Origin of the sequence: Luteibacter sp. UNCMF366Tsu5.1 (assembly GCF_900119235.1) — a bacterium.
Classification (GTDB): Bacteria; Pseudomonadota; Gammaproteobacteria; order Xanthomonadales; family Rhodanobacteraceae; genus Luteibacter; species Luteibacter flocculans.
Map to the genome: position 1 here is coordinate 877163 of NZ_FPIS01000002.1, position 14604 is coordinate 891766.

At 66.2% G+C, this 14604-nt stretch carries 14 protein-coding genes; 11 read left to right on the top strand and 3 right to left on the bottom strand.

Annotated elements, in window-relative coordinates:
• The 3 genes from BT115_RS13035 to BT115_RS13045 form a co-directional block, all read right to left on the bottom strand.
• Positions 1-762 carry a MipA/OmpV family protein gene (locus tag BT115_RS13035; protein WP_143144558.1) on the bottom strand — a complete coding sequence of 254 codons (762 nt, stop codon included), beginning with the start codon at positions 760-762 and terminating at the stop codon, positions 1-3.
• 102 nt (positions 763-864) lie between these two features.
• Entirely contained in the window at positions 865-1539 is a 675-nt protein-coding gene (locus BT115_RS13040) for a response regulator (RefSeq protein ID WP_072322999.1), read from the bottom strand.
• A gap of 103 nt (positions 1540-1642) precedes the next feature.
• The gene (locus BT115_RS13045; protein WP_072323000.1) at positions 1643-3001 is read right to left on the bottom strand and encodes a sensor histidine kinase; all 1359 of its coding nucleotides are present in this window, start codon (positions 2999-3001) and stop codon (positions 1643-1645) included.
• Positions 3002-3239: 238 nt separating this feature from the next.
• Between BT115_RS13045 and BT115_RS13050 the strand changes: the two genes are divergently transcribed.
• The 11 genes from BT115_RS13050 to BT115_RS13100 all read left to right on the top strand — a co-directional run bounded on the left by BT115_RS13050 (position 3240) and on the right by BT115_RS13100 (position 14601).
• Positions 3240-3557 (top strand): STAS domain-containing protein, encoded by a 318-nt coding sequence (locus BT115_RS13050; protein ID WP_072323001.1) that lies wholly within the window; start codon positions 3240-3242, stop codon positions 3555-3557.
• Between the two features lie 10 nt (positions 3558-3567).
• A complete protein-coding gene (locus BT115_RS13055; RefSeq protein ID WP_072323002.1) occupies positions 3568-3930 on the top strand; it encodes a response regulator in 363 nt (120 codons plus the stop codon).
• Positions 3931-3968: 38 nt separating this feature from the next.
• Positions 3969-5945: a chemotaxis protein CheA gene (locus BT115_RS13060; RefSeq protein WP_072323003.1), complete on the top strand. Its 1977-nt coding sequence runs from the start codon at positions 3969-3971 to the stop codon at positions 5943-5945.
• A gap of 118 nt (positions 5946-6063) precedes the next feature.
• Positions 6064-6579 carry a chemotaxis protein CheW gene (locus BT115_RS13065; protein WP_072323004.1) on the top strand — a complete coding sequence of 172 codons (516 nt, stop codon included), beginning with the start codon at positions 6064-6066 and terminating at the stop codon, positions 6577-6579.
• A 70-nt stretch (positions 6580-6649) separates the two neighbouring features.
• Entirely contained in the window at positions 6650-8362 is a 1713-nt protein-coding gene (locus BT115_RS13070) for a methyl-accepting chemotaxis protein (RefSeq protein ID WP_072323005.1), read from the top strand.
• 3 nt (positions 8363-8365) lie between these two features.
• Complete coding sequence (locus tag BT115_RS13075; protein ID WP_083527447.1) at positions 8366-9241, top strand: CheR family methyltransferase; 876 nt, start codon at positions 8366-8368, stop codon at positions 9239-9241.
• Positions 9238-9897 (top strand): chemoreceptor glutamine deamidase CheD, encoded by a 660-nt coding sequence (gene cheD / locus BT115_RS13080; RefSeq protein WP_072323006.1) that lies wholly within the window; start codon positions 9238-9240, stop codon positions 9895-9897. Before BT115_RS13075 ends, cheD begins: the two co-directional genes overlap by 4 nt.
• Positions 9898-9981: 84 nt before the next feature.
• Positions 9982-11079: a protein-glutamate methylesterase/protein-glutamine glutaminase gene (locus BT115_RS13085; protein WP_072323007.1), complete on the top strand. Its 1098-nt coding sequence runs from the start codon at positions 9982-9984 to the stop codon at positions 11077-11079.
• A gap of 16 nt (positions 11080-11095) precedes the next feature.
• Positions 11096-12274, top strand: a complete 1179-nt coding sequence (locus tag BT115_RS13090) for a methyl-accepting chemotaxis protein (RefSeq protein ID WP_072323008.1) — start codon at positions 11096-11098, stop codon at positions 12272-12274.
• A 12-nt stretch (positions 12275-12286) separates the two neighbouring features.
• A complete protein-coding gene (locus BT115_RS13095) occupies positions 12287-12592 on the top strand; it encodes an STAS domain-containing protein (protein WP_177257411.1) in 306 nt (101 codons plus the stop codon).
• 497 nt (positions 12593-13089) lie between these two features.
• A complete protein-coding gene (locus BT115_RS13100; RefSeq protein ID WP_072323009.1) occupies positions 13090-14601 on the top strand; it encodes a collagen-like triple helix repeat-containing protein in 1512 nt (503 codons plus the stop codon).
• Positions 14602-14604 lie beyond the last annotated feature (3 nt).

Genomic DNA, 14604 nt, shown 5'->3' on the forward strand with positions numbered 1-14604 from the left:
TCAGAAGCGGTACGAGAGCGCGACGAGGTAGCTGCGGGTGCTGCTGCCCGTCACCATGGGGCTGTCTTTCACGGCGTCGGGAAGGCGGCTGAGGCGTAGCGTGGCGAGCAGGTTCCATCGCGTGCCGAGCTTCGCGTTCGCCGTCACGCCCGCGTACGGCGCGGTGCCGGAGCCCGCCCGGTAGGCTGGCAGGCCGCTTTTGAGCGCCTCTTTGTCGGTAATGCCGTAGTAGTAATCGTTGAGCGCGTCGCTGGTATACGTGGCGCCGACCATCGGTATCAGTACCAGCCCGCCCCCGAACGGCAACGGGTAGCCGTAGTTTGCGTCGAAGACATGACCGCCGCCGTGTCCGGTCACTTCCTTCTGCGCCGCGAGCTGCACCACGCCCCACGTGCCTCTCGATCGCCATTGCACGCCCAGTTGCCCGGAGATATCGCGGTCGGACAGACGGCGTAGGCGGGTGTCGTCGGTGTCGTCGTGGCGGAATCGGTTGCCGATCGGCGAAGCGACCAGCGACAGCTCGTTACCTTCATCGCGCCACAGACGCATGCCCACGCCGACGCCACGGATGAAGAAACGCTCGCCTTCGTAGTTCGCCACGGGCAGTGGCCATGCCTTGTTGTCGTACGAGCGATAAGGGCTGGGGCTCCATGCGAACCCGACGCCGAGGCTGAATTGAGATGTCGATGGGGCTGCCATCGGCACACTGGGTATCAGCAAGGCGCCTGCCAGAGCGAGGCAGGGGAAGGTCATCTTTGCCATCGGGACATCCGTTCAAGATCCGGTCCCGTCATGCTGCGCCAGCGAAGTTGTCTGAACATTGCGCCGCGTGCATCCAGTGCGGCGATCTGTGAGCTTGTTCCGTTAATCGAGCTCCTTCAGCAGATAACCCACGCCGCGGATGACACTGATCTCCACGCCGGCACCGGCTTCATCCAGCGCGCGGCGCAGCTTGGAAATGTGCGCGTCCAGCGCATTCGATTGGATGGCATCGTCGAATCCGTAGACGGCTTCGCGCAGGGCCTCGCGGCGCACGGTGCGTCCTTGCCGGTAGATCAGGGTTTCCAGGATGAGCAACTGGCGACGCGGCAGGCGCAGCATGCGCCCGCCGACGGCGGCCTCCCGTGCGCCGAAGTCGTACGTCAGCGCGCCCATCGCCGCCTGGGGCAGCGCGATGGTGGCGGGGCGGCGTGCCACGGCACGGATGCGCGCGAGCAGCTCGTCCGTGGCGACGGGTTTCACCAGGTAATCGTCGGCCCCTTCGTCCAGGCCCTCGATACGCTCGGGCAGTTCGCCCCGCGCCGTCAGCACGATGATGGGTAAGCCCGGCAGCATCCTGCGTGCCTGTGCGATCAGATCCACGCCATCGCCGTCGGGTAGCGAGCGGTCCAGTACCAGCAGGTCGTGAACACCGGAGCGCAAGGCCGCCGCGGCGACAGACAGCGATCCGGCGATGTCTACCAGGAGACCATGGCGCTGCAGTGCGCTCCGCATCAACAGCGCCAGTGGTTCGTCGTCTTCGACCAGCAATAGGCGCACGTGTGTCGGCTCCGTCCTGCAAAGGGCAGCATGCTAGCCGATCGATCCGGAGTCACCGGCAACGTTCCGGCAATGTTGCCGGTGGGGCCGGGCAGGGTAGACGTCAGGCTGGCTCGGGAGCGGGGAGCTGGGGCTGCGACAGCGCTTCGAACGTGACGGCGAAGCACGCACCGCCTTCCGCCAGGTTCTCCACCGTGATGTGCCCGTTTTGCCTGCGCACCAGTTCCAAGGCGAGATGGAGACCGAGGCCGTGCCCCGGGTCGCCCGTCTGCGCGCGGTAGAACGGCTCGAAGATGCGCTCGCGGTCCTGTTCGGCCACGCCGGGCCCCTGATCGCAGACCCGCAACGTGTTTGGCGCGACCACGCGCAGGCTGATGGTGCCTGCACCGCCGCCATGGACCACCGCGTTCTGCACAAGATTGGTCACCACGCGGCCGAGCGAGAGGGGTTCCGCGGATACCCACACGGGATCGTCCGGCGCATCTACTTCCAGGCAGTAACCCTGCGCGGACGCCAATGGCGCCACGTCAGACGCCACGTCTCTCGCCACTTCACACAGGTTTACCGGCGTCCGCTGGACGCCTTGCGCCTGGATGCGTTGAAGATCGAGCAACTGTTCCGCGAGCGTGGCGAGCCTGCTGACGTCAGCCCGCAGCAGTGCCTTGTCGGGCCCCTTGGGCATGGTGTCGATGCGCGCCATCAGCACGGCGATGGGCAGACGCAGTTCGTGCGCGGCGTCGCGCAGGAACTGGTCGCGGGCCACGTAGGTCGTGCGCAGGCGGTCGATCGCTTCGTTGAACGCCGCCACCAGGGGGCGGATCTCGCGTGGCACCGTGTCCAGCTCCAGTTGCACGGCCCGGTGCGACAGGTCGATAGCCGCCGCCGACTGTGCGAGCTTGCGCACCCCCGCCATGCTGCGCCAGATCAGCAGGGGCGCAATCACGAGCGTCGAGAGGATCAGCGGCACCGACACGATGGGGCTGACGACACCACTGACCACGGCCACCCAGCGTCCGAGGTCGTCGCGAGACGCGCCGCCGGTCATGATGTGGATGCGCCGGCCATCGACCTTTTTCACGTCGATGCGTACGCCGTAGGGCGCGCGCTCTTCATAGGCGTGGATCTCGGAGGGCCCGATCCAGGCGAGCTGCTGTGACAGCTCCGTGTAATAGGAGGGCGGGTTGCCATAACGCGCGGAGTGCCCATCGGCGTCCGCCACCATGAGCCAGAACGACGGATATTGGCGGCGCAAGTCCTCCAGCCGTTCCGTGTGCTCGATCGAAAGGCCTGCCGGGCTGGTGCGGACTGCCTGCGCGGCCGTCTTGATCACGCCGTCCGAAATATAGGTATTGCGGCCGTCCAGCAGCAGATAGAGCAGGCCGCCGAAGGCGAAGAACAGCACCACGGTCTGCACCACGGAAAGCGACACGAACAACTGCCACAGGAGCGATTTACGTTTCACCGGGGGTCTCGGAGGGCTGCGGACGGCGCGGTACGCTGAACCGAAGCGTGACCAGAGCGACGTCGCTGCACGAAGCGGATAGGGAGGCTGACCGGCTCGCATGGTGGCACAGCTCGTATCGCCGTCGCCCTGTCCCTCGGTGGAGCGCCACCTCCCCTAAAGCTTTCCCTCACAAAGCCGATAAGCCCATCGAACGACCCCAAGGCGATGTGCGCCAAGGGTCCCAACGGTACGGACGATGGCGAAGAAATCCTCCAAAGACGCCCCTCGCGCCCCGCTGGCGCTGGATGCCGACCTGCGCATCGGCGCTGCGCCCGCGCTGCGCGACGCCCTGCTGGGTGCGCTGGCCGCGGGCGAGGCCGTCCAGCTGGACGGCACGGCGGTGACCCAGATCGATACGGCCGGGTTGCAGGTGCTCGCGGCGTTTTCGCGCGATGCCCGTGCCGCCGGTCTGCCGGTCGCCTGGACCGGTGTCAGCGATCCCCTCCGGCGCGGCGTGTCCGTGCTGGGTCTTCATGCTTTGATCGAACTGCCGGCCGAAGCCGGCGTGAACTGAAGGTGCTCCCATGGCAAAGATTCTTGCGGTAGACGATTCGGCTTCCATGCGCAGCATGGTCGCCTTCACCCTGCGTGGCGCGGGCCACGACGTGGAAGAGGCCGAGAACGGCCAGGCCGCGCTCGATACCGCCGGTAACCACAAGTTCGACCTGATCCTCGCCGACGTGAACATGCCGGTGATGGACGGTATCTCGATGGTTCGCGAGATTCGCACGCGTCCGGGTTACAGCGGCGTGCCGATCCTCATGCTGACGACCGAGTCGAACCCCGAGAAGAAGATGGAAGGCAAGGCGGCCGGTGCGACCGGCTGGCTGGTCAAGCCGTTCGATCCCGACCAGCTGCTGGCCACCGTCGCCCGCGTGCTCGGTTAATTCCCTTCGCAAGACGTTCCGGTAATTCAGGGTCCACCATGTCCAAAGTCGATCTGGCGCAATTCCACAAGGCGTTCCATGAAGAGAGCCTCGACGGTCTCGACGCCATGGAGCAGGCCCTCCTCGCGCTGGACGAGGGCTCCGACGATCCGGAACTGATCAACGTCGTGTTCCGCGCTGCCCATTCGATCAAGGGCGGCGCGGCCACGTTCGGTTTTACCGACGTTGCCGCGTTCACCCACGTGGCCGAGAACCTGATGGACGAGGTCCGCAGCGGCCGCCGTCCGATGGAAAAGGCCGTGGTGGAGCTGCTGCTCCGCTCGGGCGACACCGTGCGCGACATGCTGTCCCTGTCCATGGCGGGCCAGCCGGCGGCCACGCCCGAGAGCCAGGCTCTGCTCGCCGAACTGTCGGCGATGGTGTCCGGTGGCTCTGCCGCGCCGGTCGCCGCCGCGAAGGCTGCGGCCCCCGCGGAGACCGTCGAGGGCTGGGACATCACGTTCCGTCCGTTCGATTACTTGCTCAAGACGGGCAACGATCCGGCGCGCATGTTCCGCGAGCTCGGTGCCCTCGGCCCGCTGCGTGTCGAATGCGACGCCAGCAAGCTTCCCTCGCTGGCCGACATGGACGCCTCGTCGTCCTATCTCGGCTGGTCGCTTCATCTGGACGCCGGCGCCAAGCGCGCCGCCGTCGAAGGCGTGTTCGACTGGGTGGACGGGGATTGCGAGCTGAATCTCGCGCCTCGTATTGCTGCCCCGGCCCCCGCGCCGGCTCCTGCCGCCGCGCCTGCGGCACCGGCCGCGCCGCGTGCCGTGCGCGATCCGGCTGCCAACAGCGAGGCCAGTTCGGTCCGCGTCGGTATCGAAAAGATCGACACGCTGATCAACCTCGTGGGCGAGCTGGTCATTACGCAGTCCATGCTCAGCCAGTTCCAGGACGGCGTGGACGAGTCGCAGTTGGAAATGCTGCGCGATGGTCTGGCCCAGCTCGGTCGTCACACGCGCGAGCTGCAGGAAAGCGTGATGAGCATCCGCATGCTGCCCATCAGCACGGTGTTCAACCGCTTCCCGCGCCTCGTGCGCGACCTGGCGCAGAAGCTCGACAAGAAAGTGGTGCTCGACCTGCGTGGCGAGACCACCGAACTCGACAAGACCGTGCTCGAGAAGATCGGCGATCCGCTGGTCCATCTCGTCCGCAATGCCATCGATCATGGCCTAGAAGTACCGGCCAAGCGCCTTGCCGCCGGCAAGGGCGACACCGGCACGCTGCGCATGGAAGCCTTCCATCGCGGCGGTGCCATCGTGGTTGAAGTGGCGGACGACGGCGCCGGCCTGAATCGCGAGGCCATCGTCGCCAAGGCCGTGCAGCGCGGCATCATCGCCTCGGGCGACGGTATGTCCGACGACGCCGTGGCGGAACTGATCTTCGAGGCCGGCTTCTCCACGGCCGCCGCCACCACCGATCTTTCGGGGCGTGGCGTGGGGATGGACGTGGTCCGGCGCAACGTGATGGATCTCGGCGGCACCGTCGCCATCCGCAGCACGCATGGCAGCGGCACCACCTTCACGATCACGCTGCCACTCACTCTCGCCATCATCGACGGCCTTACGGCTGCGGTGGCGGAAGAAACCTACATCGTGCCGCTGGTTTCCATCGTGGAATCGGTGCAGGTGCAGCCCGACGGCGTCCGCAGCGTGGTCGGTGGCGGCGAGCTGTTCCGCTTCCGCGACCAGTGGTTGCCGATCGTCCGCCTGTTCGACGTGTTCGGCTGCCAGGGCAAGCGTCCCCCGGTGGACGAGGGCATCGTCATCGTGGTTGAGGGTGAGGGCACGCGCATCGGCCTGTTCGTGGACGAGTTGATCGGCCAGCAGCAGGCGGTGGTGAAGTCCCTGGAGGCCAACTATCGACGCGTGGCGGGCGTGTCCGGGGCGACGATTCTCGCCGACGGCTCCGTGGCGCTCATTGTCGACGTGGCCGGCCTCGTACGCATGCAGGCGCGCCGCAAGGCCGCCTGACGACAGATGTAAGGAAGCGCCGCAAGGCGCTTCATATTCCCCCTCAAGTCCCCACGGCCACGGCCGATACCCCTTGAGAAGGGGTCCCGGACCGCCACTGATCCGACGTGGGAACGACATGAACCAGCCATCCAGCACCAATACCGCCACGCCCGAAGAGGCTGCGCAGTACCTCACCATCAACCTCGGCAACGAGGAATACGGCATCGATATCCTTGCCGTTCGCGAAATCCGTGGTTGGACCGCGGTCACGCGCATCCCGCAGGCGCCGACTTACGTGCTCGGCGTGCTGAATCTCCGCGGCGCCATCGTCCCCGTGCTCGACCTGCGCCTGCGCTTCGGTCTGCCGCGCGAGGAATACACCGTCACCACCGTCTGCGTCATCGTCATGGTCGCCGGCCGCCAGTTCGGCGTGGTGGTCGATGCGGTGTCCGACGTGGTCGATGTCCTGCCTGGCGCGGTGCGTCCGGTGCCCGACATGGGGACCACGGTCGACACCGAGTATCTGAAGGGCCTGACCTCCGTGGGCGAGCGCATGGTGCTGCTCCTCGACGTGGATCGCCTCCTGCAGCCGCAGGACGCCCAGATGCTAGAAGCCGCCTTGGCCTCGTCGGATGTGAAGGCCGTCGCCTGAGCTGTCGAACGCCGATAGCCGCCAAACCCTCACTGGCTTGCCCTTGTCGCCCTTGCCGATTGGAATCGTGATGAAGAAGTTCAAGTTCAAGATCCCCGCCTTGACTGTCCGTGGCCGCCTGTACGGCGTCGTCGGCATGCTCTCCTTGATGCTCATTGGCGGCGCCGCCATCGGCCTGGGCGCGCTGCACTTCCAGAACGAAGGCATGCGCCGCATCTACGAGGAAGAAGTCGTCCCGGCGGAGATGCTCGCACGCATCAATCAGATGTCGCTGATGTCGTTCGTGGTGCTCGGCGAGGCTGCCGCCAAGGTGGGCAGCCCCGACCAGGTGAAGCAGAAGGTCGCCGAATTCCAGAAGTTCCAGGACGAGACGAACAAGGCCAAGGCCGAGTTCGTGAAGGTGCCGATGTCGGCCGACGTGAAGAAGCTCTACGACAAATGGCAGGCCACCAATAGCGACTATGATCAGGCCAAGTCGGACATGGTCGATGCGCTGAACGAGGGCGACCAGGGCGCATCCGACGTGCTCGAACTGCAGGTTCGTCCGTTGTTGATGGACCGCCAGTCTCATCTTGGTGCGTTGATCAAGATGAAGGGCGACGAGGCATCCAGCATCTATGCCGCGGAGTCCTCGCAGTACAAGATGGTCCGCGCGATCTGCATCGCTGCGTTGTCGATCGGCCTCGCGCTGTCGCTGCTGATCGCGGTGCTGGTCGTTCGCTCGATTCTGCGCACGCTGGCTCAGACCGTCGCCGTCGCCCACCTGATTGCCGAGGGCAAGCTCGGTCACGACATCCAAGTCACGCGCAACGACGAACTCGGCCAGTTGCAGGGGGCGTTCCGCGCGATGGACGAGCGCCTCAGCGCCATCGTGTCCGAAGTGCGCCACGGCGCAGGCTCGGTCAGCACGGCCGCGCAGCAGATTTCCCGCGGTAACGACGATCTGTCGCAGCGTACGCAGGAACAGGCGTCGAGCCTCGAGGAAACGGCCTCGTCGATGGAGGAAATGACCTCCACGGTGAAGCAGAACGCCGAGAATGCCAGCCACGCGAACCAGCTGGCGCGCGGTGCCCGCGAGCAGGCAGAGCAAGGTGGCGCGGTGGTCGCGCAGACGGTCGTCGCCATGCGCGAGATCAACACCTCCAGCAAGAAGATTTCCGACATCGTCAGCCTGATCGACGAGATCGCCTTCCAGACCAATCTGCTGGCGCTGAACGCGGCGGTGGAAGCGGCGCGTGCGGGCGAGCAGGGTCGCGGCTTCGCGGTAGTCGCGACCGAGGTGCGCAACCTCGCGCAGCGTTCGGCGAATGCGGCCAAGGAGATCAAGGGTCTCATCAACGACAGCGCGAGCAAGGTCAAGACGGGCTCGGAGCTGGTCGACCAGTCGGGCAAGGCGCTCGCCGAAATCGTGGAGAGCGTGAAGAAGGTGACCGACATCGTCGCCGAGATCGCTGCTGCCAGTTCGGAACAGTCGGCCGGTATCGATCAGGTCAACCACGCCGTGCTGCAGATGGACGAGATGACACAGCAGAACGCGGCGCTGGTGGAAGAATCCGCCGCCGCGGCGCGCGCCATGCACGAGCAGGCGACCGAGCTGAGCCGTCAGGTCGCGTTCTTCCAGATCTCGGGCCATGCGTCCCAGGCGCCGGCTGCCAAGGCCGCGCGCAAGGATGCCGCCAAGGAAGAAATGGAAACCGTCTTCGCTGCCGTGCGCAGCGCCCCGGCGCCGCGTGCGTCGCGCCAGGCGGAACCGGCTGACGCTGGCGCCTGGAAGGAGTTCTGATCGATGAATGCGCTCGTCAACCACGGCGAAGCCGCCGGAATGGCGGGCGCCGGAGGGCCTAACCTCGGCGAAGCCGAGTTCGCCTTCCTTCGTGAATTCGTACTGCAACACTGCGGCATCGCGCTCGGCGATCACAAGCGGCAACTGGTCCAGGGGCGTCTGCTACGCCGCCTGCGCGCCCTGGGTCTTCCCGGTTTCGGCGCGTACTGCGACCTCCTGCGCCGCGATCCGGCATCGGAGCTGGGCGAGTTGGCGAGCTGCATCAGCACGAACGTCACCTCGTTCTTCCGCGAGATGCATCACTACGACATGCTCGTGGACGAACTGCTGCCGCGTTGGCTCGAAGAGAAGCGCGGCGGTGGCCGGTTGCGCATCTGGTCCGCCGGTTGCTCCACGGGCGAGGAACCGTACGCCATCGCGATGGTGCTCGCCGAAGCGCTCGAGCGAACAGGCAGCAGCGTGGATGCGAAGATCCTCGCCACCGATCTGTCGCCGCAGGCACTGGAAGCCGCGCGCAAGGGCGTCTATCCGGTGGATCGTCTCGGCGGCGTGAGCGATGCGCGTCGCAAGCGCTGGTTCCTGCGTGGCGAAGGCTCGTTCGACGGGTATGCGCAAGTGCATCCGCGTCTGCGCGAGCTGGTCACCATCCAGCCGTTGAACCTGTTGCATGAGTGGCCGATGCAAGGTCGCTTCGACGCGATCTTCTGCCGCAACGTCGTCATCTATTTCGACAAGCCCACCAAACAGCGTCTGTTCTCGCGCTATGCGGGCATGCTGGAAAGTCGCGGTTACCTGTTCCTCGGGCATTCGGAGTCGATGTACGGCCTGTCCGACGACTTCGACCTCATCGGCCGCACCGTCTACCGGAAACGCACATGAGCGATGCGTACGCGATTCAGCCTCGTACCTTCGCCGGATTCGATCCGAAGAGCGTGCTGCCGGGCTTCGAACACGTGCGCCGTTTCTGGGATCCGGCGCAGGAAGTGGTCACGGTCAAGATCCTGCCGGGCGAGTACTACGTCAGCGTGCAGGAGGAAATGATCTCCACCGTGCTGGGCTCGTGCGTCTCTGCCTGCGTGCGCGATGCACGCCGACGCATCGGTGGCATGAATCACTTCATGCTACCCGAGCCGGCAGGCGAGCGGGACGGCTGGAGTTCCACCGTGGGTCGTGCCGCGCGTTACGGCAACGACGCCATGGAGCAATTGATCAACGCGATCCTCAAGGCCGGCGGCAAGCGCGACGACCTCGAGGTAAAGATCTTCGGCGGCGGGCGTGTGCTCGCCACCATGACGGACATCGGCCAGCGCAACATCGCTTTCGTGCAGCGGTACATCGCCACGGAAAAGCTGAAGCTCTGCGCGGCCGACGTGGGCGACATCTACCCGCGTCAGGTCCAGTTTTTTCCGGTGAGCGGCAAGGTGCGCGTGCGCCAGCTTCGCTCCATGCACGACCACAGTCTGGCCGATCGCGAGAAGCGATACCTCAAGCGATTGGCTGACGATCCGATAACGGGAGAGGTGGAACTGTTTTGACGCGTCGCGTCGGCAGACCACCTTGTCATTGTCATCCTGTCGGTTCGCCGACGTGACCGTCCTTCCACCGAGTTGCTAGAACCCATGCAGAAAGTACGCGTTCTCATCGTCGACGATTCGGCCCTGGTGCGTAAGGTGCTGTCGACCATGCTCGAGTCCGATCCGGGCATCGAGGTGGTGGGCACGGCCGCGGACCCGCTGATCGCGCGGGAGAAGATCAAGCAGCTCAATCCCGACGTGCTCACGCTGGATGTCGAGATGCCGCGCATGGACGGTCTCACCTTCCTCGAAAACCTGATGCGCCTGCGGCCGATGCCGGTGGTGATGGTGTCCACGCTCACCGAGCGCGGCGCCGACGTCACGCTGCGCGCGCTGGAACTCGGTGCGGTCGATTTCTTCACCAAGCCGTCGGCCGACCTCGCCAACACGTTCATGGAGCACGCGCCGGAGATCTGCGCGAAGGTGCGCCTGGCCGCCGGTGCGAAGCCGCGCGAGCGCAGCTCCGTCGCCAAGCTGGACGTGGCGCCGCGCCTTTCGGCCGACGCCGTGTTGCCGCGTGCTCAGACCGCAGGCAGTCGTGGCGGTACGCGCATCATCGCGATCGGCGCGTCCACCGGCGGTACCGAGGCCATCCGTGTCGTGCTGGAGGCCATGCCGCCGACGGCACCGCCGATCGTCATCACCCAGCACATTCCCGCCGCTTTCAGTGGCCCGTTCGCGGCACGCATGGATACCTGCTCCGCGATGCGCGTCTGCGAAGCACGCGACGGCCAGCCCATTCAGCCCGGCCACGCATACATCGCCCCCGGCAGCCAGCATCTGCTGGTGATGTGGGACGGTGCGCGTCACGTGTGCCGTCTCCACGACGGCCCGCCCGTGAACCGGCACAAGCCGGCCGTGGACGTGCTGTTCCGCTCCATGGCCGCCAGTGTCGGCGCCGCCACCATCGCCTGCCTGCTGACCGGCATGGGCGACGATGGCGCGCGCGGCCTCGGTGAGCTGAAAGAGATCGGCGCGCCGACCCTCGTCCAGGACGAAGCCAGTTCCGTGGTGTGGGGCATGCCCGGCGCCGCCTGGAAGGCCGGTGCCGCGAGCGAGATGTTGCCGCTGGACGCCATTGCCGCGCGTCTTCTCGCGCTTGCCCAAACCCCCGTGTCCGCCGCCGCCCGCGTCGGCACCTGATCACCGAGACGTCATCATGCAGATACCAAAAAACGAACGAACCATCGGCTTCGCCGCCAGCGCCGTGGCGCTCGTGCTGGTGCTGGTGTTCCACTCGCCCTGGGTTGCCCCGGTCGTTGTGGCCCTGCTGACGGCGACCTGGATCGCGATCAGCCTGATTCCCGCGCCATTGCCCGCGGTGGAAGTGGTGCTCAATTCCACGTCCAGCGACGAAGCGTCGGTGCGCGAAGCGATGGAAGACGTGCGCAGCGCGATTGTCGACGAACTGGGTCACGCGAGCCGTGAACTCAACCAGGCACTTGATCTGTTGCGCGACGCCGTCGCGGAATTGGGCGGCGGCTTCAACGGCCTGTCGCACAAGACCGGCAAGCAGCAGAAGCTGCTCAGCGAAATCATCGAGGGTGGCGGCAAGGGCATTTCGGTGCAGGACTTCGCCGACCGTACCGCTGGCCTGCTCGAACACTTCGTCGGCCTGATCGTGCAGCTCTCGCGTGAAAGCCTCCGCATTGTCTACCGCATCGATGGCATGGCGAAGGAAATGGACGCCGTGTTCGCGCTGCTGAAGAACGTGAACACCATCGCTGAAGAAACCAACCTCCTGGCGCTGAACGCAGCCATCGAAGCGGCTCGTGCAGGCGAGTCCGGTCGTGGCTTCGCGGTGGTGGCCGGCGAGATCCGCAACCTTGCGCAGCACAGCAACCAGTTCAACGAGAAGATCGGTACCCACGTCGAGCGTTCGCGCACGGCCATGGAGCAACTCCGCGAGCTGGTCGGCAACATGGCGTCGCAGGACATGAACGTGGCGCTGTCGGCCAAGGGCGGCATCGACGAGATGATGGCCACCATCACCGAGTCCAATGCACGCACCAGCGCGGCGGCGGACGAAGCGGCCTCCATCAACCGCGGTCTGGGCAACGACGTCTCGACCACGATCCGTTCGCTGCAGTTCGAGGACATCCTGAGCCAGTTGCTGCATCAAACCCGTTCGCGCCTGGTGGAACTGCAGGAGATCACCGCCGACTGCACGCGCGATATCGAGGAACTGGCTTGCGTGCCCGCCGACGCCGCCGATCTTGGCGCGCGTGCCCAGCGCGTCCGCTCCCGCCTTGCCGAGCAACGCGAGCGCGCACGGCTCCGTGCGCGTGGCCCCGCCTTGCAGCAGTCGATGGCTGCTGGCGACATCGACCTGTTCTAAAGGAAAGCTCTCATGGCCATCAACGTCCACCACGATTCCGAACAGGGCTGCCTCACCCTCCACCTGGGCGAGCGTTTCGATTTCTCGATCCACCGCGCTTTCCACGATGCCTGCCTGGGCGACATCGCGCCGGTGCGCAGCTATGTGCTCGACCTGGAGCAGGTCACCGGCATGGACAGCTCGGCGCTCGGCATGCTCATGCTGCTGCGCGAACATGCTGGCGGCGATCGTGCCGAAATCCGCATCGTCAACGCGAGCGCGGACCTTCGCAACACGCTTCGCATCGCAGGCTTCGATAAGCTTTTCACCGTGCACTGAAACGGCATTTCGACCGCTAAGGTTTCACGGAAACGCCCCGAGCGATCGGGGCGTTTTTTCTTGTGGTGGTGGGAGCCACCCTGGTGGCGATCGGGATCAGCCTCACCGCTACACCGCTTCGTTGGTTTTTCGCCATCAGGATGGCTCCCACCGGCGAGCCCACCTCGCCGCCATGGCGGCTCCCACAACAGTGCCGCACACCTGTGGGAGCCGCTATAGCGGCGAGAAGCCAACGTCCCCTCGCCGCCATGGCGGCTCCTAAAACGACATCGGGCACAGGTTGAATCTTTCATGCGATCTCGCCGTGGGCGTCACACGGCTTCGACAACTGGCCGAAATCACAGGCATCTCATGATTCAACTTGCCGCTTTTGCCTAACCCGAAACGGCAGCGTCGCGTCTCATGACACCGTGGATGTGACCGACCTCACATCCAGCCGTTCGGCTCCCTTGGCAGGGGGCTTTGCCCTTCGGGGCATCGTCGGAGGAGTGTTCATCATGAGCGAACAGCAGTTCGGAAGCGTCCTTACGCGTACGTTGCTCGCAACGTGCATCGCTGCGGCGGCCATCTCGGTCACCGCGTGCAGCGGCCACGGGTCCACCCGTTCGGGTGGCAGTTCGGGCGGCACGGTCCAGCCAGGCGGCGCCGGAGACACGGGCGGCGGTGGTGGTAGTGGCGACGGCGGCGGTGGCAGTACGGGTGGGACGGGCACCGGATCGGGTGGCACAGGCGGCTCAGGCACTGGCACAGGCGGCACCGGTGGAGGTACTGGCGGCACCGGTGGCGGTACTGGTGGGACGGGCGGCGGTGGCACGGGCGGCGACGGCGGCACTGGTGGTGGTACGGGTGGCGGCACGGCCGCGCCGAGTAACGCTGTCGGCGCCGTGGCAACAGGCGCCGGGAACATCATCGCCGCTGTCGGCGGCACGGTGTCCGGCGTCGGTGCACAGTTGCCGGCGACGACCGTGCTCGGTGGCACCAGCGGTCTCGCCGAAGGGACGGGCAGCGCGGTCGATGGCCTGGGCAACGCGATCACGACGCTGGGCAACGGTATCAGCGATGGACTCGGGCAGACGGGCAATATCGCCAATCCGGTAGGCACGACCACGGATAGCCTCGGCAACGTCGTAACGCAGGTGGGCGCCGCGGTGAACGACCTTGGTGGCGGTGTCAGTACCGTCGGTGCCGGAACGCCGATCACGCCGATCACTGCTGCGGTCGGCACCACGGTATCGCTTGTCGGAACCGGCGTGGAACAGGTCGGCACGCGCCTGGACGGTGCACTGGAATCGTCGACGGCCCACAGCCTGACCCAAGCCGTCAGTGACGTCGTTTCGCCCTTGGCCGGGGTGCTCGGTGACAGTGCCTCGCCGATCGCGTCCGGCAACCTCGTGGCTGCGGCGGGCAACGCCGCGGGTGGTCTCGTGGGTGGAGGCAGTGGGGCCGTCGCTGGACTGGGTGCAAATATCGCCAACGCGCCGATACCGGGAGCAGGAGGCGACCTGACCGCATCGCTCGGTACCACGGTGCAGAACGCAGGCAATGCGCTTGCGCCGCTGAGCACGGGGTTGCACAGCGGTCTCGGCACGGCTGCCCCGGGTGCGGGAGATACCGTCGGGACCACGCTCTCGGGCGCGACGACCACGGTGTCGGCGCTCGGCAGCACGGTGACGGCGGCGGCTTCGGGCCCGCTGGCCCCGCTCTCGCCGCTGACGTCAGCGGTCGGGAACACGGTTAGCGGTATCGGTAACGGCGCAACAGCAGCCGTCGGCTCGGGCGGTGCACTCTCGGGCGTGACCGGTACGGTAAGCACCGTGGTCAACGGCGTGGCCGGCGCTACCGGGACGGGTGGCACCGGCAGTGGTGCCGGTGCGAGCGTGGGTGGTGTCGTCGCAGGCGTGACCAACACGGTGGGCGGCGTCGTCGGCGGGCTCGTGGGTGGCGTCACGGGCGGTACGGCAGAGGCAGACAACCGGCCGCTCAAGGGGCTGCTAGGTTCGCGCCGCTAAGTC

What these genes read in the sequence shown, in the direction of transcription:
- BT115_RS13035 (WP_143144558.1), bottom strand. Translation starts at nt 762, where the DNA reads ATGGCAAAGATGACCTTCCCCTGCCTCGCTCTGGCAGGCGCCTTGCTG.
- BT115_RS13050 (WP_072323001.1), top strand. Translation starts at nt 3,240, where the DNA reads ATGGCGAAGAAATCCTCCAAAGACGCCCCTCGCGCCCCGCTGGCGCTG.
- BT115_RS13055 (WP_072323002.1), top strand. Translation starts at nt 3,568, where the DNA reads ATGGCAAAGATTCTTGCGGTAGACGATTCGGCTTCCATGCGCAGCATG.
- BT115_RS13060 (WP_072323003.1), top strand. Translation starts at nt 3,969, where the DNA reads ATGTCCAAAGTCGATCTGGCGCAATTCCACAAGGCGTTCCATGAAGAG.
- BT115_RS13065 (WP_072323004.1), top strand. Translation starts at nt 6,064, where the DNA reads ATGAACCAGCCATCCAGCACCAATACCGCCACGCCCGAAGAGGCTGCG.
- BT115_RS13070 (WP_072323005.1), top strand. Translation starts at nt 6,650, where the DNA reads ATGAAGAAGTTCAAGTTCAAGATCCCCGCCTTGACTGTCCGTGGCCGC.
- BT115_RS13075 (WP_083527447.1), top strand. Translation starts at nt 8,366, where the DNA reads ATGAATGCGCTCGTCAACCACGGCGAAGCCGCCGGAATGGCGGGCGCC.
- cheD (WP_072323006.1), top strand. Translation starts at nt 9,238, where the DNA reads ATGAGCGATGCGTACGCGATTCAGCCTCGTACCTTCGCCGGATTCGAT.
- BT115_RS13085 (WP_072323007.1), top strand. Translation starts at nt 9,982, where the DNA reads ATGCAGAAAGTACGCGTTCTCATCGTCGACGATTCGGCCCTGGTGCGT.
- BT115_RS13090 (WP_072323008.1), top strand. Translation starts at nt 11,096, where the DNA reads ATGCAGATACCAAAAAACGAACGAACCATCGGCTTCGCCGCCAGCGCC.
- BT115_RS13095 (WP_177257411.1), top strand. Translation starts at nt 12,287, where the DNA reads ATGGCCATCAACGTCCACCACGATTCCGAACAGGGCTGCCTCACCCTC.
- BT115_RS13100 (WP_072323009.1), top strand. Translation starts at nt 13,090, where the DNA reads ATGAGCGAACAGCAGTTCGGAAGCGTCCTTACGCGTACGTTGCTCGCA.